Raw genomic sequence first — 24,540 nt, 5'->3', positions numbered from 1 at the left:
TGAGGCAAAAGAATTTACATTGTAAATTTTAAAGAGTTCGAAGCCTCACTTTGATGTGTTCGGATCAGACAAAATCTTCACGCTATTACGAGCAATAAGCGAAGGTTCAAGCTGAACCACCTGATGCTCTGAGGTTTCTTTTTCCAGTTTCTTCAGCAGCGCATCAACAGCCGCTTTGCCTAATTCATGTTTTGGCTGATGAATTGTCGTCAAAGAAGGGGTCATGAACTTTGCAATATGGATATCATCGTAGCCAATCAGAGAGACGTCTTCTGGAACGGAAATGTCCTTTTCGCTGGCTGCATTGATCACTCCCATTGCCATCATGTCGTTACAGACAAAAATTGCACTCGGCAGAGCTCCTCTTTCATACGCTCCCCTCTCATACATAGTATTAAAGGCTTGGTAGCCACCATCACATTCAAAATCCGATTCTACAATCCATTTGGATGAAACTTTCAGCCCTGCTTCGTTCATCGCACGTTTATAGCCTTCGTAACGCATTTGTGCCTGATGTTTGCTAAGCGGTCCTGTAATGCAGCCAATATTGTGGTGACCTTGCTCAATCAGGTATTTCACTGCCAGATAACCGCCATGCAAAGAGTTGTCCTGTATCTTATCGCTGGTAAACAGCATAGGTCCCCAGTCCATCACCACCACAGGCACGTCAGGGTGTCGGTCGAACACTTCGATTCGTTCACCCTCGACCGTCGAACACATCAAAATCAACCCATCGACCCGTTTTTGCAGCAGGGTGTCGATGGAGGTTTTCATTCGCTCGTTATCCCCTTCGGTATTGCAAAGAATGAGGTGATACCCATTTTGGTAGCAACTCTCCTCTACTCCTCTCACTATCTCGCTAAAAAACGGGTTCGTTGAGGTGGTCACCAACATGCCAATGGTTTGAGTGCGATTGAGCTTCAAACTGCGGGCAATGGCTGAAGGTGCGTAATAGTTAAGTTCTTTGGCGGCGTTATTTACCCGTTCCGAAATCTCTTCGCTAACGAATCGGGTCTTGTTGATCACGTGACTGACCGTGGAAGTAGAAACGCCAGCAAGTCTGGCAATGTCTTTCATTGTCGCCATGTTATGCATTCAACTGTTTTGCAATAAAGTCATCGACTTCTTTTCTTGTTGGAATGGAGGTTTGCGCCCCGAAACGAGTAACAGACAGGGCTGCCGCAGCGTTTGCGAATTGGATGGCCGATTCCAGTGGTTTGCTTTCCAGTAGCCCAGTCACCAACGCACCGTTAAAAGTATCCCCTGCTGCTGTGGTATCTACCGCTTCTACGCGATAACTGGATATTCCCTTTCCGACACCGTTTTGGCTAAGCCAGACGCCTTTCGCACCTAACGTGATCAACACGGTTTCGATGCCTTTCTGATGCAGTGCACTTGCTGCTTGCTGAGCAGACTTCTCATCCGTTACTTTAATGCCCGTTAACACTTCGGCTTCGGTCTCGTTAGGGGTAATCACATCGACACAGCGCAATAGACTATCGGGCAAAGGGCAGGCAGGTGCGGGGTTCAGTACCACGCAAGTTTTGCTTTCTTTTGCTGCAACAGCAGCGCTTTCTACCCCATCCAAGGGCGTCTCGAGTTGCATCAACAGGTAATTCGCAGTGCGAATCTGATCCAGTTCAGGTTGTATTGCTTCTGAAGACAGCTTGGCGTTGGCTTCCGCAGATAAGCAAATCGTGTTCTCGCCATCATCAGATACCTGAATCATGGCGATACCAGTCGGGCAATCGGGCTGCACTTTTACACCGCGAATATCAATACCGTCCCTCTGAAAGCTCTCTCGAATGTTAAGCCCAAAAGCGTCGTCCCCGACACAGGCAATAAAGCCGATATCCGCGTTCAGGCGAGCGGCTGCGACTGCCTGATTGGCGCCTTTACCTCCCGGAATAACCTGATAGTTTCGCCCGTGTAACGTCTCGCCCGGGCGAGGGAAAGAGGGAACCTGCAACACATGATCTGCATTGACACTGCCTAACACCACTAACCTGCTCATACGCTTATCCTTTGTTTTCTATCTAGTACGGCTAAAAGACGACACCAGCCTGAAAAATCACATTCGCATACGGAGTGTATTCACCCGTGCGAACCACTGCTCTACTTCGTTCTGTTCTGGCTTTGAAGGCTTCATGAGGCACGTAGTTCACCGCAATACTCTTGCCGGAACTGCCTTCTTCTTTTTTCAGTTCTGCCAGCAAGGCTTGGTGGTGTTCTGGGCTAACATCGGCAAACTCTTTGGCGATCACCACACCTTCAATCTGCAATTCCGACAACACAGCCCGCACAGTTTCAAGAAACTCGGGAACGCCGTGGGTTAGTGCTAAATCGATACGTCTGACCGAGGGAGGAATGGGCAATCCCGCATCACAGATAGTGATTTCATCGGTGTGACCAAGCGTCGCCACCAGATGTGACAATTCTGAATGGATCAGGGTACCTTTCTTCATTTTCTCACCTCATTTGCCAAAGTTTTAAGAAACAGACTTCTAACGTTTCAGAATCATCGAAACGTTTCGATATACTCCCCTGCTCAGATTTTTTTGCACGACAAGAACGGCAGAGATGTGAGTTTGATCTTTGAAACTGATGGACGAACAAGAGAGAAAGTGAGAGTGATCACTGGATTTGAGCACCGTTAAAACGGGGGAATACCCAAACCCAGATTACGTGGCTAACTGTTTAGCATTTCTTCAAGCCTTGTACGCATGGAATCTGAAAGCTCAGGATCATTCATTAGTTGCTCGGCAACATCGCGGTTGTTTGCCGTATCGTCTGACCCCGACATTAGGTATTCAAATAGCATTTCCTTTGTCGGTGTTGGAACGTTGCTATCGGTGATGCGATTGCGTAACTGGTTTTGATATCCAGCATCAAAATGCAAGGAGCTGGATTTAGCCAGATGCGCGTCGACGATCTCTTTAACCACGTTAGGGTTGCTGTCGCTCAGTGCCAGATTGCGCAGTCTACTTTCCATTTCTGGGTTTCTTGCCAGAACTTTCACCGCGACCACTCGCTCATCGAAATTTTCACTTTTCAGGTATTTCACTACGTCGTTATCCAGTTCGCGATTGTTGAGATTATCGATGGATACCAATGTCACGTAGGGTGAGTTTTCCGATTTTAGGGTATGCGCCAGATAGTCCGACACCTCTCCTTTTAACGCTTCGGACTGATTACCCAGAATGCCGATGTTGAGCAAGGCAGTTTCAGCGATTACCTGATTATCACTGCCTGAAACGGCTTCTAAGGTGTGCAGTGCCTGGACTGAGTTGACCTCCCCCATCTTGGCTATCGACATTATGGCGCGCAGGCGATTTTCCTCATCCAGAGTACTGTCTTCAATTAACTGCGAAAGAATGTATTCTCCTTCTGGGCTCTGGGAACGCTCCAGTGCAAAGATCATCAGGGATTGCTGATCGTCTGATAAGTTCTGATTTGTTAACCAGTCTTTGATGGTGCTGAAACCCTGATCCGCAAGATAGACTCCGATAAGGTGCGCGCTGTCTAAATCGGGTGACTGAGTGTATTCCGCAAAGCGTTCTTGAAAATTCTTATCCTCTACTTTGCTCATATTTTTTGCCGTCGCGGAGTCCAACCCTTTCCATTTCTGATTAAACATTGCCACGAACTGATCCATCTTCCAGTCTAACTGAGCGAGCTTCCCGACAGGCTTAATTTCGGTTTGCTGAACCACCGTCAGCATTCTGCTTTCGTACTCTACTGTTCTGGTGTGTGTATGGTTCAGCGACTGAGGAAAACCTATGTCATTGTGAATCAAACGCCATTCGTCACTTTGCTCGGTCACCTGATATGTCTGGGCGTTCGAAGCTGCACCTAGCCATTCGCGATCAATCTGCTCAGCATTTTCTCTGGCGTAAAAGAAACGATGCTTGCCATCCGCCAGCGTGAGAGTCTGGTTTCCGGAGAAGTAGGAAAACTGGGTGAGCGTGGTTTCGATAATCGTCAGTGGGTGTGACGGGTTTAGACCCAGCAGGTCGGTATTGGTAAAGGCGCCGTTATCAATTCGGGTTGTAAAGGTGAGCTTTGCCGGGCGGTCTTCTCCTTGAGGATCCGTTGACCACTGGATGTTGTAAACCTGTCCCATGAGTTGCTCTGAACCTGCATTCACTGGCTTGAGCGCCATGTTAAATCGGTAATTCACTTCACCAAGGGACATGGTCTGATTACGCATTTTAGTCGAGATAGAAACGACAAACTGGTATTCATTCGGCAACGGCTTTTCTGAATATTCTGAAGGGGTTTGTTCCATGTTTGGTTGAGCGATTTTGCTTTCTAACTGATTGTTATGCCCGTCTAATGAAGCCTTGGTTATGACTTTCTCTTTCGATTCAAAGAAGAGTATCGAAGCCCCGGCAATCGTAGCCAGACATATGGTCAGAAGTAAGAGAGTCCGTTTCATTGTTGCTTTCAACCTTTATTGGAAGAGTTAGGCGGGCTGCTTAACCCGCCTATATTGGATCAGTGTTCTGGTGAGTTAAATATACGTTTTCTTATCGTAAATAGTGTGGTTGAACTCCCAGATTGGCGACCAGCTAATCAGCGACGTTTCAGCATTCAGAATATTCCAGATACCGAACAGCTTCACCTGACAATACAAACCGATGCTGCCGTTTCCGCCTGATGCACTGGCATCCCATTTCAGGCGAGTGTAGTACTGAAAATCTGACGAACTCCCTTCTTTGTATGTCACACCCGCTTCAGCGTGAGCCTTGGTGCCTACGTTGATCAGGTTAATGTTACCTTTGACTCCTTTTTCAACGGTTTTCACGCCCAGATTGAGCATGGCATAGCCTTTGGCAGTGGCATCTCCAGCGACAAAAGGACGCACAGAGGCATAAACAAAGTCTGGACGTCGCTGACCATTAATCTCAATTGGGGTATTGGGCTTATCGAAACCACCGATCTCTAAACCAGCGGCAAAGTCAGCGCCTGTTTTTAGCACCGCGCCAATTTTCACACCCAGTTTGAACACGCCAGCAGGGTCAATTGGGACTTCAGGAATAGGCACCTCTGGCGATGCAATAGTATGGGAAAATGTGCGCTTAATATCGGCTTTAAGTAATGCATTACACGTTGGGCTTATTGAAATTGGTGTACTGGCATTAACGGTTAAAGCCAGATGAAGCCCTCGAACACAATCAAGTTCTTGAGGATTAAAAGAGAGGTTTGTATTTCCGAGTACTGTTCCTATTTTGGTATTGTGAGGCCCCACATTCACTGTGAATTTATTATTCGTATTTCCCAGTATTTTCCCACCAGTGTAAGTTACATATCCGGATGAGTTTCGCGTTTGCTGAAAACGTCCAACCACATTATGAACTTTTGCAGAATGTGTTTTATTTAACACCGTTCCGGCATTCACTGTTCCCGCATTTACGGAGGAAGAAATAAATCCTACCGCCATAACAGAACAGATGGAAAATACCATTTTAGAGATTTTATCCATAATCTTTTCCTAATTTAATATTCCTGTAAGCGATCGTTTGAATGTCCATTAAGGTGCATAAAACTCCTCATTCACCACATGCAAATTCAAACAGTCAAATACGCTATATAGATTTATAAATCAGTCAACAACATCATAAATAATTGTATTTATTAAAAAATAAATTTCACCATAAAATAAAAGAGGAGATTAAAGTTAATAAAATCAATAGTTAAATTAAATATAAGTTTTCACTTAATATACTGAGTGCTATTTTTTAAATGTGAGTAAAGTCAAAATTATTTTTCTTTATTTCACAAATAAATAACACATTGTTATTATTTAAATTAATTTAATCTTACATTAACTTTGAAGTGAACATTATATATCGCACAACACTCCAATTAATTTAAACATCAATTACTAATTAAATGATGTTTAAACAATATTAAGCTAATTTCTTTTGTGATATTCATCTAAAAATTAAAGCAATTTAATGATAATAATGACTCAATTATTTGAACCATTATTCTGCAAGCTGCCGTAAACCTTGCCAAATTTGCTCACCCGCTTTGTGTAACCGTGCCTGATAGCGATACGCATAAAACGAAATGGGCAGAGCCAGTGATTCGGAGTCGAGCACGGTTAGCTTGCTCTCTTTGATCTCTTGTTGAATGGCATAGTCTGGTAGCCAGGCGATTCCCGCTCCGTCCAGTACGTGAATTTTCAGTAGATCCGTCATGGAAGAAGTGAATACAACGTGTAAGTTGATGTTCGCCCGAACCTTTTCCACTTGCCTTCCCATATAGGAATTGATGCTATAGGCAAGATAAGGCGTCGGCTCCTCATCAGAAAGACTGAATATCGGGTTGCCTTGTTCATCGCATGCTGAAACAGGTAATAACTTGGCATCCCCCACTTTCAGCGACATGTAAGGTGGCAGTCGCAATCGCTCATCGTCAAACGCCAGCAGTACATCACATTCTCCTTGCTGCAGCGCCTCAATTGCCCGGTCAACATCTATGGATTCTACACTGAGCACTGGCTTTGCATTTCTGTCACTCTCTAACCTATGAATTTGGGGAATTAAGCTGCTTGCGAGCGAATGCGCACCCGCAATTTTAACTACGTTACCCTCCAGTCGGGATATGCCTTTCAACTGGTCAACCGAGTCTGTCATCTGACTAAGCAGATTGCGGGCAGAAGTGCGAAACACACTGCCACTTGGCGTGAGATCAATGGGTACTTTACTTCTGTCAATCAGCTGGACACCGAGAGCATCTTCTAACGACTGAATTCTTCTGCTGAACGCAGGTTGTGTCATGTTTCGCTGCTGCGCAGCCTTAGAAAAACTCCGGCATTCAGCCAGTGTCAGGAAGTCTTCCAGCCATTTACTTTCGATGTTCATAAGGCTCACCACATTATGCGTTTCTTGCATGATGTTAAGGATATTAGCATTTATCAAACGCATTTCCATACCTTAAATTAACAACATGCTCACTGATGAAGTACACCCTAAATGGAAAAGATAATCGGAGTTCTGGGCGGTATGGGACCACTAGCCACCGCCGAGTTTATGAAAAAGGTGATTATGAAAACACCTGCCCAATTCGATCAAGAACACATACCTATGCTTATTAGGAATGTGCCACAAGTCCCTGATCGCACAAATTACCTGATGGGTTTAGGCTCCGATCCTTTTGCTGCGTTAAACCATGGTTTTGGAGAGCTTCTTAAAGCAGGGGCGACTTGCATCGTGATCCCCTGTAATACCGCTCACCACTGGTATGAGAGGCTGACTCACGGCAAGCGAGTTCACACCATCAGTATTATTGAAAGCGTTGTGGAACAGGCTGTCTCTCGCGAGTATCAGTCCGTTGGCATACTTGCCACAGACGCCACCATTCAAACCAACTTGTATCAGTCCGCATTAGAACAACACGGCATCAAAGCGATCGTACCAGGTCAATTGCAGCAAGCCTCTGTCATGGAGGGAATTAAAGCCGTAAAGGCAGGCGATCTGAATATTGCGACCAACATCATTGAACCTGTTTTTGATGACATGGTGAAGCACGGTGCAGACGCCGTTATTTTTGGGTGCACCGAGATCCCAGTTGCCTTAGAAAAGATTGAACAAAAAGCACCGGAGAGATGCTTAGACTCTTTAGGAATTTTAGCCCAGAAGTGTGTTTTATGGGCTAAGTCACCGGCATAGCGCCACTGTTAACCGAATTGGAATCAACTATGGATAGATTAAATAAAATGGACGTTTCGTCCCCGGAAAACGGGATTTCACTCTGGAAGAAAATCTTCATTGGGATGCTCATTGGTATTGTTGTTGGTGTCTTCGCCGGACCCGATGCCGTGCTGCTCAAGCCCATTGGCGATCTCTTTCTGAATGCCATTAAAATGCTCATCATTCCTTTGGTGTTTTGCTCCCTCGTCGTTGGCGTAACGGCCATAAGCGATACCCAGAAAATGGGGAGGATTGCTGCAAAATCGGTAGGCATTTATCTGCTGACCACCGCTCTTGCCATCAGTATCGGGCTTGTGGCTTCTTTGCTGGTTTCCCCGGGAATGGGGCTGGAGATGAGCCTTTCCGCTGCTCAGGAAACGGCAAAGTCACAACCTTCTTTCATTGATACCTTAATCAATCTGGTACCCAAAAACCCAATCAGCGCACTGGCTTCAGGCAACATTTTACAAACCATCTTTTTTGCTATTGGTCTGGGTATTGCGCTCTCTTTAAGCGGTGAAAAAGCCAAGCCGGCTATTCGGGTATTTGAAGGGCTGGCAGAAGCCATGTACAAGCTCACAACCATTGTGATGAGCTTTGCTCCTTACGGAATTTTCGCGCTTATCGCTGTGGTTGCCGGACAATATGGTTTAGACATTTTGCTTCCACTGATTAAGGTGATTTTCCTGGTGTATTTGTGCTGCATCATTCAGGTATTGGTGGTGTATTCAGGCATTTTGAAATTGGCGGGCAGGCTGAGCCCAATTCAGTATTTGAAAGCTCTGGCTAACCCTGCTGCCGTGGCATTTACCACCACCAGCAGCTCAGGCACCTTACCTGTCACCATTCGCACAGCGCATGAGGAATTGGGTGTTTCCCGAGAAATATCAAGCTTCGTTTTACCCCTTGGTGCAACCATCAATATGGACGGAACCGCTATCTACCAAGGCGTCGCGGCGATATTCATTGCGCAAGTGTTTGGCGTTAATCTCGAAATGCAGGATTACCTGATGATCATCATGACTTCTACACTGGCGTCGATAGGAACAGCGGGCGTTCCGGGTGCAGGGTTAATCATGCTTTCACTGGTGCTATCCACGGTAGGGTTGCCACTGGAAGGGCTGGCGATTGTCGCGGGTATCGACAGAATTCTGGATATGGCGAGAACCAGTGTAAACGTGTGTGGCGACCTTATGGTATCGGTTCTCATAAGTCGCAGCGAAAAAGGGTTGGATACGTCTGTCTACAATAACTAAACCTTTCCCTTAACCTTTAGGTTTCGCAACCTGAAGTTTGCCAACCGCTCCCCGGTTGGCTTTTTTGATTAGTCGAACAATTAAACCTGTTTGACGTCGATTATCTACAAAAACTAAAAACTCATTCAATTTTTTGCCATCTTATCTTATTCACTGTGAAACCTATACTGGCTGTGTTTTTACACATTCAACCAAAGGCGACAGTTATGAAAGCGATGATAATAAATGAGTTTGGTGCTAGCGACGTATTTCAAGAAGCTGACATTGACAAACCTGAAATGAAAGCCGGTCAGGTACTGGTACGTGTCGCTGCATCCAGCGTCAATACTGTCGATATGATGATTCGCGAAATGGGTGAAGCGCTGCCTTTCTCACCGAAAACACCTGCCGTTTTAGGGATGGATTTTGCAGGCACAGTAGAAGCCGTAGGTGAAGGGGTAAGTCAGTTTAATGTGGGTGATGAGATCTACGGTTGTGCAGGTGGCTTGGGAGATCTACAGGGCAGTCTTGCTGAATTCATGCTGGCAGATGCCAACCTTATCGCTCACAAGCCAAAAAGCCTTTCAATGAAGCAGGCTGCCGCATTGCCACTGGTCGGTATTACAGCTTACGAAGGCTTAAAACGTGCTGGGGCGACAAATGGACAGAAGGTACTGGTTCATGGCGGTGCGGGTGGTGTTGGTCATATCGCTATTCAACTGGCAAAACACCTCGGTGCAAAGGTATACGCGACATGTTCTGGTGGTAAGCAAGTCGATTTAATCGAGCAGTTAGGCGCAACACCTATTAATTACAAAACCGAATCCGTTGCCGATTACGTTACCCAATATACCGACGGAGAAGGCTTCGATGTGGTCTATGATTCCGTTGGCGGCGAAAACATTGCACCTTCTATGGATGCCGCGAAGCTCAATGGTCAAATAGCCACAACGGTTTCTTTAGTGGAACAGGATTTGTCTGTGGCACATATGAAAGGTTTGTCCTTACATGTGGTATTCATGCTAATCCCTATGATCCACAACGTTGGTCGTCAGGTTCACAAGGAAATTCTTACAGAACTTGCCAACATTGCGGAAGCCGGAGAACTGACGCCAGTGCTGGATGAAATCGACTTTACTCTCTCACAAATCGGTCAGGCGCATGATCGTCTGGCAAGTCGTCAGGCGATGGGAAAAGTGGTCGTTGAAATATAACGGGAAACCTATTATCCGAATTCGACTGCCCTTTTGGGCAGTCGATTGATTGGGTGCTGGTAACCGAACCACTACATTCTGGCGTTAGTTAATGAAGCACCAAAGCCAATAAACAGACTGCCGCTCACATAATTTAACCAACGTGAAGTAGTGGGTGCTGACAACCAGCTTTTTAACCGAGTGGCAAAGAAAATCACCAAAACAAACCAACTTCCCACGACTAACGCCTGCACCATTCCAAGCAACAAGCTTTGCTGCATCAGATGCTGAGGATCGACAAACTGAGGAAAAATAGACAGATAAAACATCACTATTTTTGGGTTCAGCATATTGGTGAGAAATCCTCTGACAAAGCTGCCACCAATGGTGGTTTTTTGATGGACTTCCGCAGTATTAACATTGATTTTAGCCATTCGAATACCGTTTCTGATATTCGAAATACCAAGCCAAATCAGATAAATCACCCCTACCCATTTAAAGATGCTGAATGCCATGGCGGATTGAGAAAGCAAAAGGCTAAGCCCTTTTGCCGACACATAAGCATGAATAAGAAACGCAACGGCAAAACCAAGAATATTGGTGAGCGCAAATCGCCGACCGAACGAAACAGAGGTGTAAAGAATCAATAAAGCATTGGGACCGGGTACTATCGCCAGCAAAAATACAATGCCAGCAAACGCCATTAAAGTATCAATCGTCATATTTTGCTCCTGAGAAACGCTACCCGCGATTCACAAGATCGGCGGGCACAAACACACACGTGCTCAAATACAATTTGAGACACAGATAAAATCAGAGGTGTTTAAGAGCGAGGTGGGCAGCGATTACAGCCGATGTGACATAACGTATTCATGGCGACATCCATTTAAATTGATGAATTTATCATCACACCAATTGCCGTTTCGGGCAAAGAATTTCAGAGCCTCTTTGCCTATTTCCTGATGTTGATACAAAATGCTGTTACCTTCGTTTTTGAACCCTGACACACAGCTATGCCTCCTACGTTTTCTCAAACAGAACAAATGACACAGTGGTTATTGCAGGATGATATTCGCAAACAGGCGCTGGAAGCGGTTGCCAGGCTTAACCTTCCCCAATGTTATCTGGCTGCAGGTTTCTTAAGGAATCTAGTCTGGGACCAGCTGCATAGCCGGGAAGAGAGCACACCGCTTAACGATGTAGATGTGGTTTATTTTGCTCCGGAAGAAACCGAAGAGCGATATTTGGAGTATGAGCGCACACTAAAAGAGACCTTACCCTATCTTAACTGGCAGGTACGAAATCAGGCTTACATGCACGTAAGAAATGGCGACCAGCCCTATTCCAACACCATAGATGCCATGGGTTATTGGCCAGAAAAAGAAACAGCAGTAGGCGTTCGTTTAGCGTCGGATGATAGCTTCGAATTTACCTCAGCTTTTGGGTTCGAATCTCTGTTTAACCTCCATATCACTCACAACCCTAAGCGGGACTTAGCCGTTTTTAAACAACGTGTCACCAGCAAACATTGGTTAAAAAGCTGGTCAAAGCTGAGTGTAATTCAAAAACAAAAAGGTCGGGACTAATCCCGACCTTTCATTCCATATTAATGATTATCGCTGAATTTTTACCGCATCATGCGCCAGCAAATTGATCATCGGATTGGCTTCCAGCACTTTTTCTTTCATCCAGTATGCCACCAGCAGCCCGGCGAAGAACCCACCCAGATGCGCCGCGTAATCGACGCCCTGATTTGCCATGATCATACCGAACAGGTTGAAACCTAACCAGATGATAAAGAACAACACTGGCGAAATCTTCTTCTGGAAAACCACAATCATAAACGTCAGGCTCGCATGACGGAACCACAGCAGATAAATCGCGAAGAACCCGGCAATCGCGCCACTTGCGCCAACAGAAGGGATCAAACCGTGCATGTTGCTGAAGAAACTGACAAGAGACGCTGCAATACCACAGAAGAAGTACAATGCCAGATACTTCTTATGCCCGACGGCATCTTCAATGTTATCACCAACTACATACAGGAAGTACATGTTACCCGCCAGATGCATCAGATCCCCATGCAGGAAGGTAGCAGTAACCAGCGTCCAAAGCTCCCGACCTGCCAGAATGTCCGCTGGTGTCATGGCGAGATGCTCAATCACCCAGTCGGTCGTTTCATAGCTGAAGGCATAAAGCGAAAAGATGATGCAGTTAAGCGCTATGATTATCCAGTTACACCAGGGCGTGGTCTTAGGCTTGAGGTTATATTCCACAGGCATTTGGGTTAAAAACTGGAACAGGTAAGTTTTCCAGCTGATTTTCTGATTGAGGTCGCCAAGCACCTTTCTAAGCTCTGGGCTACGCTCAACCGCTTCCAGCTCATCTTTATCTATCCAGCTTCCGTCACAGTGCCGGCAGACATCAATTTCATGTTGATAGCTTTTTAGAAGGTGATGACGTTCCATCGGCTTTTCACAGTCCGGGCACTGATACTCTGAAACCCCAAGCTCTTCCCCAAAGTGTTCGGTGTAGCATTCGCCAACAGGACCATCATTTACTTCTTCAATAAGTCGGTTGACTTCATTTTTCTCGAACCAAAGACCGCCACACTCTAAGCAAACATCGATTTCTTCACCTTCATATTGCGTGGCTTTCAGGTAGGCGTTATCACACGCTGGACACTTCTTACTCATGATTTATCTCCCTTAATCGCACCAATTTCTACACCATTTTTTGACAGCTCTTTCTTGAGCTGATCAGCACTGGCGGCGATGTAAGGCAACGTATTTTGCTGCATATCATCGACAATGATTTGCAACTGCTGCCCCGCGTAATTCGCACCCAGCCGACGGGCTAAAGCGCGGTTAAGAAGATCGTCCGTTTGAGAATAAAAGCGGCGTGCAGAAGTGAGGATCTCATTCGGCGTTTCTAATGTGGTTGGGTTGTATTTCATGGTTTCCCAGATGTATTTGCTCATATCCGGACGGTTGTCTTTCAGTTCCTGCGCGGGCGCATTACGCATCAGATAGTCTTTTATGTATGCCTGCAAATCACGAGTGTTGTCCGACAACTCGTCGTGTAATGACATTCTGAGATAATAATTGTCTTCCATTTTACTGTAGGTATCGAAGGTCAGCGCCTGTTGCAGACCACTTTGCGCGGCCAGGTAGACACCCACTATGGTCGACACAATCATAAATACCTGATTGAGCCAAAAGCCTGAGCTTTTTAGCTCTTTGTTATCCAACTGCTCTTTAAGTTTCAAAACAACGTCCTTTACTCTTTTTCTTTCTAATGAGGAAATCTCCTCATGCTCAGAAACGCAACTGAGCGCATAAATTCTAAAGAAAACAAGATATTGTTAAGTGACGTATCTAATAAAAATTGAAATAAAACGAGGAATTTTCAAAAGAAATGGAGCGGTCTCGCAGAAGTGAAACAATGCGATAAAAATCACGGAGAGATTTGGTTGATTTGGCTTAAGAAAGAAAACGTGTGGCACGAGCTTCGTGCCACTAAGAGAATCTTACTTTTCAGCTTCGCTGCGAACCGCCTTAAGCAGCACAGAGGTATCCATTCGCCCTTCGCCGGATGCAGACAAGGCTTTGTAAGCATTGATAGTTTTCTCTGTCATCGGCAATGCCAACCCTTTTGCCGTTGCTTCGTCCAGACAGAAGCCTAAATCTTTGATCATCCAGTCGATGGCAAATCCGAAATCGTATTTGTCCTGCGCCATGGTTTCTGCACGGTTTTCCATCTGCCAGGAGCCAGCTGCACCATTTTTCAGACAGTTCACCAAAGTAGGTACATCTAACCCCGATTTCTCTGCCAAAAGCAGACCTTCTGAAAGACCATTCAGTACACCAGCAATACAGATCTGATTCACCATTTTCGCTCGCTGACCCTGACCGACGTTCCCCATCAGAACTGACGATTTTCCATACGCTTCAAAAACAGGCTGGAGTTTATCGAACAGGGATTGTTCGCCGCCGCACATGATGGTCAGCACACCATTTTCAGCGCCAGCCTGTCCACCAGAAACAGGTGCATCCATAAACTCTATCCCAGCCTCTTTGGCGGCAAGTTCAAGTTCTTCAGCAAGCTGAGCCGACGTAGTGGTGTGATCCACCAGAATCGCACCTTTTTTCATAAACGTCAGCGCACCCGATTCGCTGGTCGTCATGCTTCGAACATCGTCATCATTCCCTACGCAAGTAAGAACAACGTCGGCATCTTTCACGCAATCTGCCACCGTTTCAGCTATGTTGCCTTTGTATGTTTCCTGCCAGAGCTGCGCTTTACTAAAAGTGCGATTAAAAACGGTAACGTCAAACCCCGCCTTGACCAAGTGACCTGCCATTGGAAACCCCATGACGCCTAATCCGATAAAACTCACTTTCATTGTTATTCTCCTCGCTTAGCGTATGTCACTTATAATGCACGTAAATACTGATGTATACCCAAGTGACCTCAAGGTGCAAGATTCAGAGCCTCATATTCTGTTCCAGTTCAAGGAAAAGGACGCAGCGGAATGACCAGTCCTTTCCAAGTTCTTTGACGACGAAATGGGACAGAATATGGGCTCCCGAGGGCGAGTTTAACTGGCTTTCATACTGCGTTAACGATTCTTGATTTAGACCCACTAGATCTTCAAATCGATGCCTTGTCTGAAAACCAGTTAATTCTCGCTGAACCTAGTATCTTGAGGTTACTTGGGTATAACCAATGCACAGATATAAAAAAACCGAGCACTTTGGCTCGGCTTTTCTGTCAACGTAAAGCTTACAGCTCAGCGTTGTGGTAAACCTGCTGAACGTCATCGCAATCGTCTAGCATGTCCAGGAACTTCTGGAACTTCTCGGCATCTTCGCCTGCAACTGGCGTATGAGTTTGAGGAACGAAAGTGATTTCTTCCACATCCAGAGTCAGATCTGGGAATGCACCACTCAATGCAGTTTTTGTTTTGAAGAACTCAGTGTGTGGAGCAAAAACTGTAATTACACCGTCTTCCAGCTCAACGTCTGTCACATCTACGTCATCCATCATCAGCGTTTCCAAGATGATTTCATCGTCTTCGCCTTTAAACTGGAATACTGCCTGATGTTCGAACATGTGAGAAACAGAACCTTCTACACCGATTTTTGCACCCGTTTTAACAAAGCACTGGCGAACGTCCTGGAAAGTACGGTTGCCGTTGTCTGTCAGGCAGTCCACGATGACACTTGTGCCGCCTGGACCAAAGCCTTCGTAACGTGCTGGCTGGTAATCTTCACCGCCGCCGCCATTTGCTTTGTCTAGTGCTTTATCGATAACGTGCGCTGGAACCTGGTCTTTTTTCGCTTTAGCAATCAGGTGCTTAAGCGACAGGTTCATATCCGGGTCTGAACCACCGTTCTTCGCACACATGTAAATTTCTTTACCGTACTTGGAATAAACTTTAATTTTTGCGCCTGCAGTTTTCGCCATAGAGGCTTTACGCACTTCAAAACTTCTTCCCATCGGGGTGTTCTCTCTAGTTCAATTTGGTACAAGTTGGTATTACTTGGGTGTTTAATTAAGCCACACCCATGACTCTTTTATACTTTTCTACCGACTGCTCGAATAATTCAATTTCCGACTCTAGCCTCAGTGTGGCTTTGTGCTCGGTCAGTACTTCTGGTCCCGCCTGAGCTTGTTTGATCTTCCACACTAAAAACGAAGCTTGCTTGTCGATTTCTACGGCATTTTTTTCTTCAGATGGAAGAAGTGAAAGGTTAAACGACATCACTGTGCCCTGCATCGATAGTTAGAAAGAGCAAGAATATAACACAGCCAGCCCATGAGGGTAGAGAGTTACAGGTGAAATCAAAAAGAAAAGTGACAGGAATCAAGTATGGCTTGGAAGGAAATCCGCTTATTTTTCTACCCACTCTTTCCATCCACTCTGATTCGCGTGAGCTTGCTCCAGAAGAATACAAGATAAAAAGTGAAGCTAAGCGCAATTAGAATCTCAGGCAGAGCGTGTAGGATTTTGTGTGGAGTTACATAAAAAACCTCACCTAATTGGAGAGTTGCAGCCATAGGTATTGCGGCTAGCATTAGTCGTATTGAAAGCGAATACTGAAGTGGGTAACCAGTATGCTTCTGCCCCACGACAAGCATGATAACGAGAACCGCAATTGCAGCGGTTTCTGCAAACAGGATAAGAAGCGCCGACTCGCTAATTGATGCCCCCCAGATATGACTAGTTCCTATCACGCCAAACCCTGCGGCAACCAAAAGGTAAAATGCGTAACCCGCCTGATAATAGGGATCGCGCCACGCTTTGGGGAGATGCCAGTCGTTCAGAATGTTTAGAATCGCACAAGTGCAGGCTAGCGCGAGCCAACCAGAGACAGAACTTTCCGGCATCCATAAATCGACAGAGAGAAAGAGAACAATGGTTCCGATGGCAAAGTTTCGTCTCGGCGGTCTTGCCAGATGACGCTGGTCCGTCACGTCAAACCTTTCCAGTGCGTGATTAACAATGACCATAGACATGCGGCTAAACACAATCATCATCAATATGACAAAAACACCACCCGATGCGATAAGCCATTGTCTTGTAAGGTCCAGATTGTCTTCAATCCAGAAGAAATAGCTGACAAGTGCACCTGAAAAATACAGAGCCAGATAATAATAAAATATACGATGGCGAGCCTGCCTGTTATCGAGAATCGGACGAATCAGAACGGATAGCAACAGCAACGAGAAGGCAACATTCATCAGTTGCATTGGAAGCACACCTATCATTGGTGATATCCAGCCGAGCGCTCTTGCTGACACCCACAAAGCCACCAGTATAATCAAACGCCTTCCTGTAACACGTTCGGTGTCGGTCCAGGCTGGAAAAGCCGTTAAAAGAAAGCCAGCGATTACGGCAGATCCGATACCAAAAATCAGTTCATGCATATACCAGACATTGGATGATGGTGAAGCACTGTGCAACAGAACCGCATACAACATCAGCAAAAGCGTATAGCTCGCTGCCAGTAAAAAGAACGGGCGAAAGCCACATGCATACAGCGGAGCTTTGCTGTTAAATAGATTGCTCATCATCTCTCCCAGTCTGGAACGCCAGCTTAACTTCCTCTGTTTTCATCAGATTCATGGCATTTGCATAGAGGTAATCCTGATCGCGCTCTGTACGTGGAAGGTGGCATTCATGGGTATAAACCTGACGACCAGGGTTATCACTGAGCACCAAAATACGGTCTGCCAGTTTTATTGCTTCCATAAGGTCATGAGTAATGAACAGTACGGTTAGCTTCCTTTGTTCGATTTCGGAAATTAGGAGTGAATACAGATCCTCTTTCAAACCAATATCCAGAGCACTAAAGGGCTCATCAAGAAGAAGCAGTTCTGGTCTTACGGCAAAAGAGCGAGCCATAGCAACTCTTTGCCTCATACCTCCACTAAGCTCATGGGGGTGTTTGTTTAGGTCCTCCTCATCCAGCCCAACTTCTAGTGCCAGTTTGAGGGCAGCCTGATTACGCAGACTCTTTCTCATCCCTTTGGCTTTTAAACCCCAGCCAATATTGTCTCTGGTGTGTTTCCAAGGCAGTAAACGGGTGTCCTGAAACAGAATGGAAGTGGTTTGGAAGCTGTTATCGATTTCGCCTTGGTCTGGCAGTAAAAGACCGGATATCAGATTAAGCAGAGTCGACTTGCCACAGCCTGAACGACCCACAATCGCCATGACCTGTCCCTGTTCGAGGTCGAGACTGATTTCATCAAGCACTTGCCTGTTATCGAAGGAATGACTGAGGTTACGAATAGAAAGCCGTTTGTTTTTATTCACGCCACCTCTCCATGCGTCGTTTAAAAGGTTCAAACACCGCGTATTCTGCAATCAGTAAGACCGTCACAATCGCGACTATCCATGCCATTGTCGCGGGCGTATCAATGTTCACCCGAGCAGCCGCAAGACCCGCACCCACGCCCGTATTACTGGACAACAACTCTGCCATGACGACCACTTTCCACGACGTGCCCAAGGCAGTTACCCACGACGGAAACAGATAGGAGAGTATGTGGGGAAGGTGTACGTCGTAAAAGATCATCCAGCGTGATGCGCCAAAGCTTTGAGCCATTTCATTCAGCCGGGGATCCAGCGTTCTTGCCCCCTGAACGCCAGCGGCAAATGTGATGGGCAAGGTGGTCACGGTAACGGTAAATATAGGCGTGCTGTCACCTGCACCGAACCACAAAAGCGCCAGCACAATCCAGGCTATGGGGGGAATGCCAATCAGAATGGTAGCTAAAGGTCTCACCGCCATGGAGAGTGTGGCAGACAACCCTGCCAGTGTACCCAGCAGGCTTCCGACAACAATAGAAATACCGAACCCTATCAGGGCTCGGTAAGTCGTCACCCATAAATATTCTGTCGCCATTTCTTGCTGAAACAATTCAAACAGCTTTTCCAGTGAAGCCTGTGGTGAGGGCAGGATAAAATCGCCGTACACCTGATTTCCAAAATCCCATAGTGCAAAAAAGACCAGTATGCTGACCAGAGCGCCAAAGCCACTCCAGAGATAATGACAGGCTTGTCTCAGCCAATGCATTGGGAACAACACCTCTTACCGTATGAACGAATTAACAAACCAACGACTTAACCCAGATAGAAATCATCAGGAGGCAGCTTTCCACCAATGATTGCCGGATTAGACTCTGCGAGAATGGAGTAGAAACTCTCAATTTCCTGCTGAATGTCTTTTGCTTTATCCAGACCGAAATTACAGAATGGAATAGAGCGCTCAATGATTGGGGCTTTTAGCGTCATATAACTTTCGCCCAGCCGACCCGCGCTGGTAGGATTGTTTACCACCCAGTCAGTTGATCGGGTTAGAGCGGCGTTCAGGCGATCAGGCAGATCCGGCATTTCATCCAGAAGCGTGTCTGAAACCATCATCCCTGCCTGAGGAATTCGCGTGGGTCCGCCAGTCACTTCTCCCCATGCGCTTTGTAGATCAATAACACGGGTTGTTTTCGTTCCGGATTTCAACCCTTTAAGCAGAGCCGCCGTGGCAGCAGGCTCGGGTAGAACGGCATGTTTAGCCCGACCAGACAGTAAGAGTTGCAGACCTTCAAAGGGAGAACCAACGTAGTTAAGGCGATAATCTTTGCCCGCCTTCATGCCTTTTTCTTTCGCAATATGCTGGAATACCAGATCCGGCATGTCAGCCTTAAATGGCATAACAATATCCTGTCCCTTCAGTGCCTCAACAGACCTGATGTTCTCATCAACCGAAATCACATAGAGAAGTCCCCAGGTCATGATGTTCATGAGGCGAACTTTCACGCCTTTGTTGTATAGGTTGGCAGCGACGTAACTTGGCGTTCCCGCAAGCTCCCAGCGACCCGCAACAAAATTGGTTCTGAGTACGTCGGGGTTTCTGTAAGTTTCAAAGTCCAGTTGCTCTATCAGACCTGAAACGGCATTCGTTTCAGCAGAATGCGCTAATGTGACCGAAGGACCAACAGGAGGACCATACATAGTGAGCTGCTTTCGCTTTTGACTTTCCTTCGCAAATGCCATTGCCGGAATCAGGCTGGTTCTCACCGCCGCTGCGCCCGCCAGACCACAATGGCGTAAAAACGCTCGTCTTGTTGTATTCATTGATTTTTTTCTCCTTAAAAATTGGCAGCAACAGCCATATAGACACTCCGTTTTGGCGCTTCAACAAACACCTTGTTGCCTTCCAGTGAAAGCTTCGCCATTGAGTCGTAAAAGCCTTGGGTTTGCCAATACGCATCAAATGAGAATAATTCTCATCCTAATTTATGAGTTACGAAGGAGTACTTGATAATAATCAATCTGAGTTCTGGGTAAGGGATTGAGGTTGAAAACGCCTGACAGGTACTTACGGCATTTAGAAATTTTATTTGATGTTTGATACGTTATTTCGTAACAACTTTTCATTCATGAAAAATATGTAATGGATAAATTTATTTCCATTATATATAAAACCAAAAAATAATAGTTACTATATAACATAACAAAAATATCAATTACTTAAAAACCAATCGATTGCTTAAGGTTTTTCTTATTTTAAAATCAAAATAACATTAATTTATTTCTTGATATTAATTGAAGTGCGATCACATTGAAAAATGCCAATTTTAGGAAAATTAAGACCTCTGCCATGTTTTCTCTCTTTATCTGGAACCAAATGAAATTAGAGTCAAAGCTCTAAAAAACGCTCGAAACAAATCCTATTAGACTTAAAAATTAAATCTTTATTTACAATAAGTTAAAGATAAACAGGAGTTTATTACGTTTGGTATGTAAGAGAAGACAACGACTTATATGCTACCGAACTCGGGTATTTCGTCAAACCGCTAATGTTAAAAATATCAATTAAAGTCACAAGTAATGTATATCAATGGATGTAGGGAAATAAGAGCTAAGATTCTAACCTACGCACATAAAAATAGATTATATGCAAGTATCAGATACGAGATATAAATCCTTCTATTGTGAGTAAAAAGCATCTTTTATAAAATATTCCGCATTCCAGTAGGAGACATTTTTTTGTTGGGATTAATATTTCACTATTTTCAAAATTCACTAATTAATCTATATCAATGGATAAAGATAGAGATGCTATAGGTGCACAAGCCTATCTATCCGTGAATATATTCTACTTTAGTAAAATATAATACTTAACGTATTCGATACATATATCAAAATATGCCTGTAAATAACTTATGGGTAGGGAGATCTTTATGAAAATAAAACCCATAGTTATTGCAACAGGGTTAGTTATTCCATTGTCTTTATTTCTTTTCAACAATATTGATAAAGAGAATTCATTAGCTGATGAGCACACCAGTAAACACCAAGATACACATGCGGTAATAATCAAAGACGTGGCAACAAAAGAAGTCAACCTGCAACAAAAAATTGCTGTGCCTGTTCATCGTTCACCCAATCCTGAAGTTGATGAACTGGCTCTATATACCGACGAAAAAGAGAAGAAATGGCGAGAACCCAGGCATGTGGAAGAGGTTTGGGTAGACATTAACCCAAGTGACACTCTGGATAAAATCAAGCCTAAAAGCTCTGCAATTGAAGCCATAAAAGCCATTGAATTTTCTAATGTTCCTGAGTTTAAAGCACTAAACCTCGGCGACAAGCTAACACTGAATTTACCCGACGATACAAATATCGATATAGAGGTGGAGTCCAATGAATTTCAAAATGAGGGTATCCGGACTTGGTCAGGCAATTTCACTATTGACGATCAAAGCTATCCTGTGACCTTCACTTTTGGAAGCTCTTCAATTTTAGGTTTTATTGGTCACCCTAGTGGTCCAATTAAAATTGAAGGAAGAGGGAGAACTGCATGGATATATGAAGTACCCGACAGCCACGGTTACGATTATTAATAATGCAGATCAAATAAAAATAAATACGACTAAATATTAGGATAAAAAATGAATAAAACGTTATTAGCGGCGGTTATTACGTCGAGCCTTGTTGCGCCTTCTGTATACGCAACAACGAATATCGACATTCTGGGCGTTTATACAAAAGCCACTTCAGACTGGTTCGCAACGGAACAAAACAAAACCGAGCATATCACCCAGATCCAACACCGTTTCAATGTTGGTAACCAAATCCTTAAAAAGAGTGGGTTGGATGTCAAAGTAAACCTTGTTGGCACCAAAGAATACAACTACGACTCGGCTCCAGGCAGAAGACTTAATCAGGAAGCAGCACTAGACGCCATCACTCCAAGCTACAAACAAGATGCCATTTTCAGTGATATCGAGCAGGTTAGGAAAGAGAAAGGCGCCGACATGGTCGCGCTCTTCCGTAACCTGGATGTCAAAAACTCACCGGATTACGTAAGAGAAGGCAACACCATCAGTTTAAGCTGTGGTCTGGCTTGGGTAGTTCCTGCATTCCGATGGGATGCAAGCAATACGTCTTGGGTGAAAAGCCAGATGTACAGCCATTCTTATCTGAACGAATGTGGAGACGATACCTTTATCCACGAGCTGGGTCATAACTTTGGTATTAACCACGCTCGTGAACAATACACGGTTCCACCACATACACAAAATGGTACGGAAAAAGACGCGTACGGTTATGGTGTGAACGGTAAGTTCGCAACAACCATGGCTTATGGCTTCTTATTCAATGTTTACAACCGCTCTTACACGTTCTCTAACCCAGATACACAGTGTGGCGATCAGGCTTGTGGTGTTAAAGATAAGTCCAACGCCACGCGTGCCATTGGTCTGACAGCACCGAAAATTGCCAACATCTACCAGAGCAAAGACGGTGGCACAGACACGACCGACCCTGTTGAACCAAAAGAACCACAGGAAACGAAGAATGTATTCAGTCTTGAATCGCCTGTTGCCGTTCCGGATCACACGCAAATAGAGATACCGCTTGAGGTTTCTTACACTGGTGAAGTCACGGAACCTACGATTGCGCTTGATATTGAACACGAGTTCATCGGTGATATTTCAGTAAGATTGATTGCTCCAGACAATGCCTACTGGGTGCTTAAGAAAGCAAACCGAAGTGACCGTGGCAAAAAATTCAATGTGACCTTCACTTTGCAAGATATGCAGGGCGTAGATGTTACTGGTCAGTGGAAACTTCAGGTTACCGATCACTTCCGTAATGATGTAGGTGTTGTTAAAAACGCTACTCTGACTTTGAAGTAACCAATAGAAACAGACAAGGCAGCCTATTAGTGCTGCCTTTTTAATCAATTCTGACTATTGACAATATAATCATAATCGATTTTACCTTTCAAAAGACACCTATTAATCTGTAAAAACAATCTAGCTAACAAAGTTGTCCAGTTAGGTTGTCGCAATGTTTGCTGTTATGTCTGGAAGGAATTTGATTATGAGTAAAAAATTAACGACTGCTGCAGGTTGCCCTGTCGCCCATAACCAAAATGTAATGACTGCGGGACCTCGTGGTCCACAACTGCTGCAAGATGTCTGGTTCTTGGAAAAGCTTGCCCATTTTGACCGTGAAGTCATCCCGGAAAGGCGAATGCACGCTAAAGGTTCTGGGGCTTACGGCACTTTCACCGTTACGCACGATATTACCCAATATACCCGAGCAAAGCTGTTCTCTGAAATTGGTAAAAAAACTGATCTGTTTATCCGATTTACAACGGTTGCCGGCGAACGAGGCGCTGCCGACGCAGAACGTGATATTCGCGGTTTTGCGATAAAGTTTTACACCGAAGAAGGTAACTGGGATCTGGTGGGCAACAACACCCCTGTTTTCTTCCTTCGCGATCCTCTGAAATTCCCCGATCTTAACCATGCTGTAAAAAGAGACCCGCGCACAAATATGCGAAGTGCGGTTAATAACTGGGATTTTTGGACATCACTGCCTGAAGCCTTTCATCAAGTCACCATTGTGATGAGTGATCGAGGTATTCCAGTCAGTTATCGCCATATGAACGGGTACGGCAGCCATACGTTTAGCATGATCAATGCAGATAACAAGCGTTTCTGGGTGAAGTTCCACTTCAAAACTCAGCAAGGCATCAAAAATCTGACTGACGGGGAAGCTGGAAAGCTGATTGCTGACGACAGGGAGAGTCATCATCGTGATCTTTATGACAACATCGAAGATCAAAACTTCCCGAAATGGACCCTGTACATTCAGGTCATGCCAGAAATGGAAGCCGACGAGGTGAACTTCAACCCGTTCGACTTAACGCGAGTGTGGTCTCACAAGGACTATCCACTTATTGAAGTGGGAGAACTGGAGCTGAACCGTAACCCTGACAACTACTTTGCAGAAGTAGAACAGTCGGCATTTAACCCAGCCGCAATCGTCCCTGGTATCGGATTCTCACCAGATAAGATGCTGCAAGGCAGACTGTTCTCTTACGGCGATGCTCAACGCTACCGTTTAGGGGTCAATCACCACCAGATACCCGTGAATGCACCGCGCTGCCCGGTACACAGTTACCACCGAGACGGCGCAATGAGAGTCGACGGCAACTTTGGATCAACCATTGGTTATGAACCCAACTACAAGCGTGAGTGGGAAGAACAGCCGGACTTTTCTGAGCCACCGTTGCGTATTTCTGGCGATGCTGATCACTATGACCACCGTATTGATCAGGATTACTTTAGCCAGGCAGGCAACCTGTTCCGCATCATGAGCAAAGAGGAACAGCAGCGTTTGTTTGAAAACACCGCGCGCTCTATCAAAGGAGTTCCGGAATTTATCCAGCAACGCCATATCGACCACGCGTATCAAGCCGACCAGGACTACGGAAGAGGGCTAGAAGCCGCCATACATAAAGCAAACCAGTCCTGATCTTAAAACCAAAACCGGCATTCAGAGCACCATAATCTGAATGCCGGATATAAGGAGAAGAACCATGAGCGAAC

Annotated in this window: 23 protein-coding genes; 7 read left to right on the top strand and 16 right to left on the bottom strand. The window is 45.3% G+C overall.

Annotated elements, in window-relative coordinates; all coding sequences use genetic code 11:
* Window positions 1-45 precede the first annotated feature (45 nt).
* The 6 genes from INR79_RS19630 to INR79_RS19605 form a co-directional block, all read right to left on the bottom strand.
* Window positions 46-1,086, bottom strand: a complete 1,041-nt coding sequence (locus INR79_RS19630) for a substrate-binding domain-containing protein (protein WP_223099119.1) — start codon at window positions 1,084-1,086, stop codon at window positions 46-48.
* Between the two features lies 1 nt (window position 1,087).
* Window positions 1,088-2,014, bottom strand: a complete 927-nt coding sequence (gene rbsK / locus INR79_RS19625) for a ribokinase (RefSeq protein ID WP_223099116.1) — start codon at window positions 2,012-2,014, stop codon at window positions 1,088-1,090.
* A 31-nt stretch (window positions 2,015-2,045) separates the two neighbouring features.
* Window positions 2,046-2,465, bottom strand: a complete 420-nt coding sequence (gene rbsD, locus INR79_RS19620) for a D-ribose pyranase (RefSeq protein WP_223099099.1) — start codon at window positions 2,463-2,465, stop codon at window positions 2,046-2,048.
* 224 nt (window positions 2,466-2,689) lie between these two features.
* Window positions 2,690-4,438, bottom strand: coding sequence for a HEAT repeat domain-containing protein (locus INR79_RS19615; RefSeq protein WP_223099096.1), 1,749 nt, complete (start codon window positions 4,436-4,438; stop codon window positions 2,690-2,692).
* Window positions 4,439-4,513: 75 nt separating this feature from the next.
* Window positions 4,514-5,485: a hypothetical protein gene (locus tag INR79_RS19610; protein ID WP_223099093.1), complete on the bottom strand. Its 972-nt coding sequence runs from the start codon at window positions 5,483-5,485 to the stop codon at window positions 4,514-4,516.
* Window positions 5,486-5,990: 505 nt separating this feature from the next.
* A complete protein-coding gene (locus INR79_RS19605) occupies window positions 5,991-6,872 on the bottom strand; it encodes a LysR family transcriptional regulator (RefSeq protein WP_223100234.1) in 882 nt (293 codons plus the stop codon).
* Between the two features lie 111 nt (window positions 6,873-6,983).
* Here INR79_RS19605 and INR79_RS19600 point away from each other — a divergent pair, with 111 nt between their 5' ends.
* From INR79_RS19600 to INR79_RS19590, 3 genes are all read left to right on the top strand, one after another.
* Window positions 6,984-7,679 (top strand): aspartate/glutamate racemase family protein, encoded by a 696-nt coding sequence (locus tag INR79_RS19600; RefSeq protein WP_223099089.1) that lies wholly within the window; start codon window positions 6,984-6,986, stop codon window positions 7,677-7,679.
* A 29-nt stretch (window positions 7,680-7,708) separates the two neighbouring features.
* Window positions 7,709-8,956 carry a dicarboxylate/amino acid:cation symporter gene (locus tag INR79_RS19595; RefSeq protein WP_223099086.1) on the top strand — a complete coding sequence of 416 codons (1,248 nt, stop codon included), beginning with the start codon at window positions 7,709-7,711 and terminating at the stop codon, window positions 8,954-8,956.
* A 206-nt stretch (window positions 8,957-9,162) separates the two neighbouring features.
* On the top strand, window positions 9,163-10,149 hold the full coding sequence (locus tag INR79_RS19590) for a zinc-dependent alcohol dehydrogenase family protein (RefSeq protein ID WP_223099084.1): 987 nt from the start codon (window positions 9,163-9,165) through the stop codon (window positions 10,147-10,149).
* A 71-nt stretch (window positions 10,150-10,220) separates the two neighbouring features.
* Here the strand turns inward: INR79_RS19590 and INR79_RS19585 are convergent, their stop codons facing one another.
* A complete protein-coding gene (locus tag INR79_RS19585; protein ID WP_022560622.1) occupies window positions 10,221-10,850 on the bottom strand; it encodes a LysE family translocator in 630 nt (209 codons plus the stop codon).
* 321 nt (window positions 10,851-11,171) lie between these two features.
* Between INR79_RS19585 and INR79_RS19580 the strand changes: the two genes are divergently transcribed.
* Window positions 11,172-11,714: a nucleotidyltransferase family protein gene (locus INR79_RS19580; RefSeq protein WP_262415442.1), complete on the top strand. Its 543-nt coding sequence runs from the start codon at window positions 11,172-11,174 to the stop codon at window positions 11,712-11,714.
* A 27-nt stretch (window positions 11,715-11,741) separates the two neighbouring features.
* On the opposite strand, the gene INR79_RS19575 is transcribed toward INR79_RS19580, so the two are convergent.
* The 9 genes from INR79_RS19575 to INR79_RS19535 all read right to left on the bottom strand — a co-directional run bounded on the left by INR79_RS19575 (window position 11,742) and on the right by INR79_RS19535 (window position 19,768).
* Window positions 11,742-12,824 (bottom strand): rhomboid family intramembrane serine protease, encoded by a 1,083-nt coding sequence (locus INR79_RS19575; protein WP_004405681.1) that lies wholly within the window; start codon window positions 12,822-12,824, stop codon window positions 11,742-11,744.
* Window positions 12,821-13,396, bottom strand: a complete 576-nt coding sequence (locus INR79_RS19570) for a hypothetical protein (RefSeq protein WP_004405679.1) — start codon at window positions 13,394-13,396, stop codon at window positions 12,821-12,823. Before INR79_RS19570 ends, INR79_RS19575 begins: the two co-directional genes overlap by 4 nt.
* 261 nt (window positions 13,397-13,657) lie before the next feature.
* The gene (locus INR79_RS19565) at window positions 13,658-14,533 is read right to left on the bottom strand and encodes an NAD(P)-dependent oxidoreductase (RefSeq protein WP_223099080.1); all 876 of its coding nucleotides are present in this window, start codon (window positions 14,531-14,533) and stop codon (window positions 13,658-13,660) included.
* Between the two features lie 380 nt (window positions 14,534-14,913).
* Window positions 14,914-15,630: a YebC/PmpR family DNA-binding transcriptional regulator gene (locus tag INR79_RS19560; protein WP_022560619.1), complete on the bottom strand. Its 717-nt coding sequence runs from the start codon at window positions 15,628-15,630 to the stop codon at window positions 14,914-14,916.
* 55 nt (window positions 15,631-15,685) lie between these two features.
* The gene (locus INR79_RS19555; protein ID WP_004405674.1) at window positions 15,686-15,895 is read right to left on the bottom strand and encodes a DUF3283 family protein; all 210 of its coding nucleotides are present in this window, start codon (window positions 15,893-15,895) and stop codon (window positions 15,686-15,688) included.
* A 137-nt stretch (window positions 15,896-16,032) separates the two neighbouring features.
* On the bottom strand, window positions 16,033-17,205 hold the full coding sequence (locus INR79_RS19550; RefSeq protein ID WP_223099078.1) for an NnrS family protein: 1,173 nt from the start codon (window positions 17,203-17,205) through the stop codon (window positions 16,033-16,035).
* Window positions 17,189-17,950, bottom strand: a complete 762-nt coding sequence (locus tag INR79_RS19545; protein WP_223099075.1) for an ABC transporter ATP-binding protein — start codon at window positions 17,948-17,950, stop codon at window positions 17,189-17,191. Before INR79_RS19545 ends, INR79_RS19550 begins: the two co-directional genes overlap by 17 nt.
* Complete coding sequence (locus INR79_RS19540; protein ID WP_223099072.1) at window positions 17,943-18,713, bottom strand: ABC transporter permease; 771 nt, start codon at window positions 18,711-18,713, stop codon at window positions 17,943-17,945. Before INR79_RS19540 ends, INR79_RS19545 begins: the two co-directional genes overlap by 8 nt.
* Window positions 18,714-18,760: 47 nt before the next feature.
* The gene (locus INR79_RS19535; protein ID WP_223099069.1) at window positions 18,761-19,768 is read right to left on the bottom strand and encodes an ABC transporter substrate-binding protein; all 1,008 of its coding nucleotides are present in this window, start codon (window positions 19,766-19,768) and stop codon (window positions 18,761-18,763) included.
* A 1,109-nt stretch (window positions 19,769-20,877) separates the two neighbouring features.
* Between INR79_RS19535 and INR79_RS19530 the strand changes: the two genes are divergently transcribed.
* The 3 genes from INR79_RS19530 to INR79_RS19520 all read left to right on the top strand — a co-directional run bounded on the left by INR79_RS19530 (window position 20,878) and on the right by INR79_RS19520 (window position 24,466).
* Window positions 20,878-21,540, top strand: coding sequence for a hypothetical protein (locus INR79_RS19530; RefSeq protein ID WP_223099066.1), 663 nt, complete (start codon window positions 20,878-20,880; stop codon window positions 21,538-21,540).
* A gap of 48 nt (window positions 21,541-21,588) precedes the next feature.
* The gene (locus tag INR79_RS19525; protein WP_022605378.1) at window positions 21,589-22,836 is read left to right on the top strand and encodes a zinc-dependent metalloprotease family protein; all 1,248 of its coding nucleotides are present in this window, start codon (window positions 21,589-21,591) and stop codon (window positions 22,834-22,836) included.
* Between the two features lie 187 nt (window positions 22,837-23,023).
* Window positions 23,024-24,466 carry a catalase gene (locus INR79_RS19520; protein WP_223099063.1) on the top strand — a complete coding sequence of 481 codons (1,443 nt, stop codon included), beginning with the start codon at window positions 23,024-23,026 and terminating at the stop codon, window positions 24,464-24,466.
* Window positions 24,467-24,540 lie beyond the last annotated feature (74 nt).

Origin of the sequence: Vibrio sp. SCSIO 43132 (assembly GCF_019904195.1) — a bacterium.
In the GTDB taxonomy this organism is placed as follows: domain Bacteria; phylum Pseudomonadota; class Gammaproteobacteria; order Enterobacterales; family Vibrionaceae; genus Vibrio; species Vibrio nigripulchritudo.
This window is presented reverse-complemented; position numbering and strand designations above follow the sequence as displayed.

Excerpts from the sequence above, each read along its gene's own strand:
- INR79_RS19630 (WP_223099119.1), bottom strand. The coding sequence starts at position 1,086 with ATGGCGACAATGAAAGACATTGCCAGACTTGCTGGCGTTTCTACTTCC.
- rbsK (WP_223099116.1), bottom strand. The coding sequence starts at position 2,014 with ATGAGCAGGTTAGTGGTGTTAGGCAGTGTCAATGCAGATCATGTGTTG.
- rbsD (WP_223099099.1), bottom strand. The coding sequence starts at position 2,465 with ATGAAGAAAGGTACCCTGATCCATTCAGAATTGTCACATCTGGTGGCG.
- INR79_RS19615 (WP_223099096.1), bottom strand. The coding sequence starts at position 4,438 with ATGAAACGGACTCTCTTACTTCTGACCATATGTCTGGCTACGATTGCC.
- INR79_RS19610 (WP_223099093.1), bottom strand. The coding sequence starts at position 5,485 with ATGGATAAAATCTCTAAAATGGTATTTTCCATCTGTTCTGTTATGGCG.
- INR79_RS19605 (WP_223100234.1), bottom strand. The coding sequence starts at position 6,872 with ATGAACATCGAAAGTAAATGGCTGGAAGACTTCCTGACACTGGCTGAA.
- INR79_RS19600 (WP_223099089.1), top strand. The coding sequence starts at position 6,984 with ATGGAAAAGATAATCGGAGTTCTGGGCGGTATGGGACCACTAGCCACC.
- INR79_RS19595 (WP_223099086.1), top strand. The coding sequence starts at position 7,709 with ATGGATAGATTAAATAAAATGGACGTTTCGTCCCCGGAAAACGGGATT.
- INR79_RS19590 (WP_223099084.1), top strand. The coding sequence starts at position 9,163 with ATGAAAGCGATGATAATAAATGAGTTTGGTGCTAGCGACGTATTTCAA.
- INR79_RS19585 (WP_022560622.1), bottom strand. The coding sequence starts at position 10,850 with ATGACGATTGATACTTTAATGGCGTTTGCTGGCATTGTATTTTTGCTG.
- INR79_RS19580 (WP_262415442.1), top strand. The coding sequence starts at position 11,172 with ATGACACAGTGGTTATTGCAGGATGATATTCGCAAACAGGCGCTGGAA.
- INR79_RS19575 (WP_004405681.1), bottom strand. The coding sequence starts at position 12,824 with ATGAGTAAGAAGTGTCCAGCGTGTGATAACGCCTACCTGAAAGCCACG.
- INR79_RS19565 (WP_223099080.1), bottom strand. The coding sequence starts at position 14,533 with ATGAAAGTGAGTTTTATCGGATTAGGCGTCATGGGGTTTCCAATGGCA.
- INR79_RS19560 (WP_022560619.1), bottom strand. The coding sequence starts at position 15,630 with ATGGGAAGAAGTTTTGAAGTGCGTAAAGCCTCTATGGCGAAAACTGCA.
- INR79_RS19555 (WP_004405674.1), bottom strand. The coding sequence starts at position 15,895 with ATGTCGTTTAACCTTTCACTTCTTCCATCTGAAGAAAAAAATGCCGTA.
- INR79_RS19550 (WP_223099078.1), bottom strand. The coding sequence starts at position 17,205 with ATGAGCAATCTATTTAACAGCAAAGCTCCGCTGTATGCATGTGGCTTT.
- INR79_RS19540 (WP_223099072.1), bottom strand. The coding sequence starts at position 18,713 with ATGCATTGGCTGAGACAAGCCTGTCATTATCTCTGGAGTGGCTTTGGC.
- INR79_RS19535 (WP_223099069.1), bottom strand. The coding sequence starts at position 19,768 with ATGAATACAACAAGACGAGCGTTTTTACGCCATTGTGGTCTGGCGGGC.
- INR79_RS19530 (WP_223099066.1), top strand. The coding sequence starts at position 20,878 with ATGAAAATAAAACCCATAGTTATTGCAACAGGGTTAGTTATTCCATTG.
- INR79_RS19525 (WP_022605378.1), top strand. The coding sequence starts at position 21,589 with ATGAATAAAACGTTATTAGCGGCGGTTATTACGTCGAGCCTTGTTGCG.
- INR79_RS19520 (WP_223099063.1), top strand. The coding sequence starts at position 23,024 with ATGAGTAAAAAATTAACGACTGCTGCAGGTTGCCCTGTCGCCCATAAC.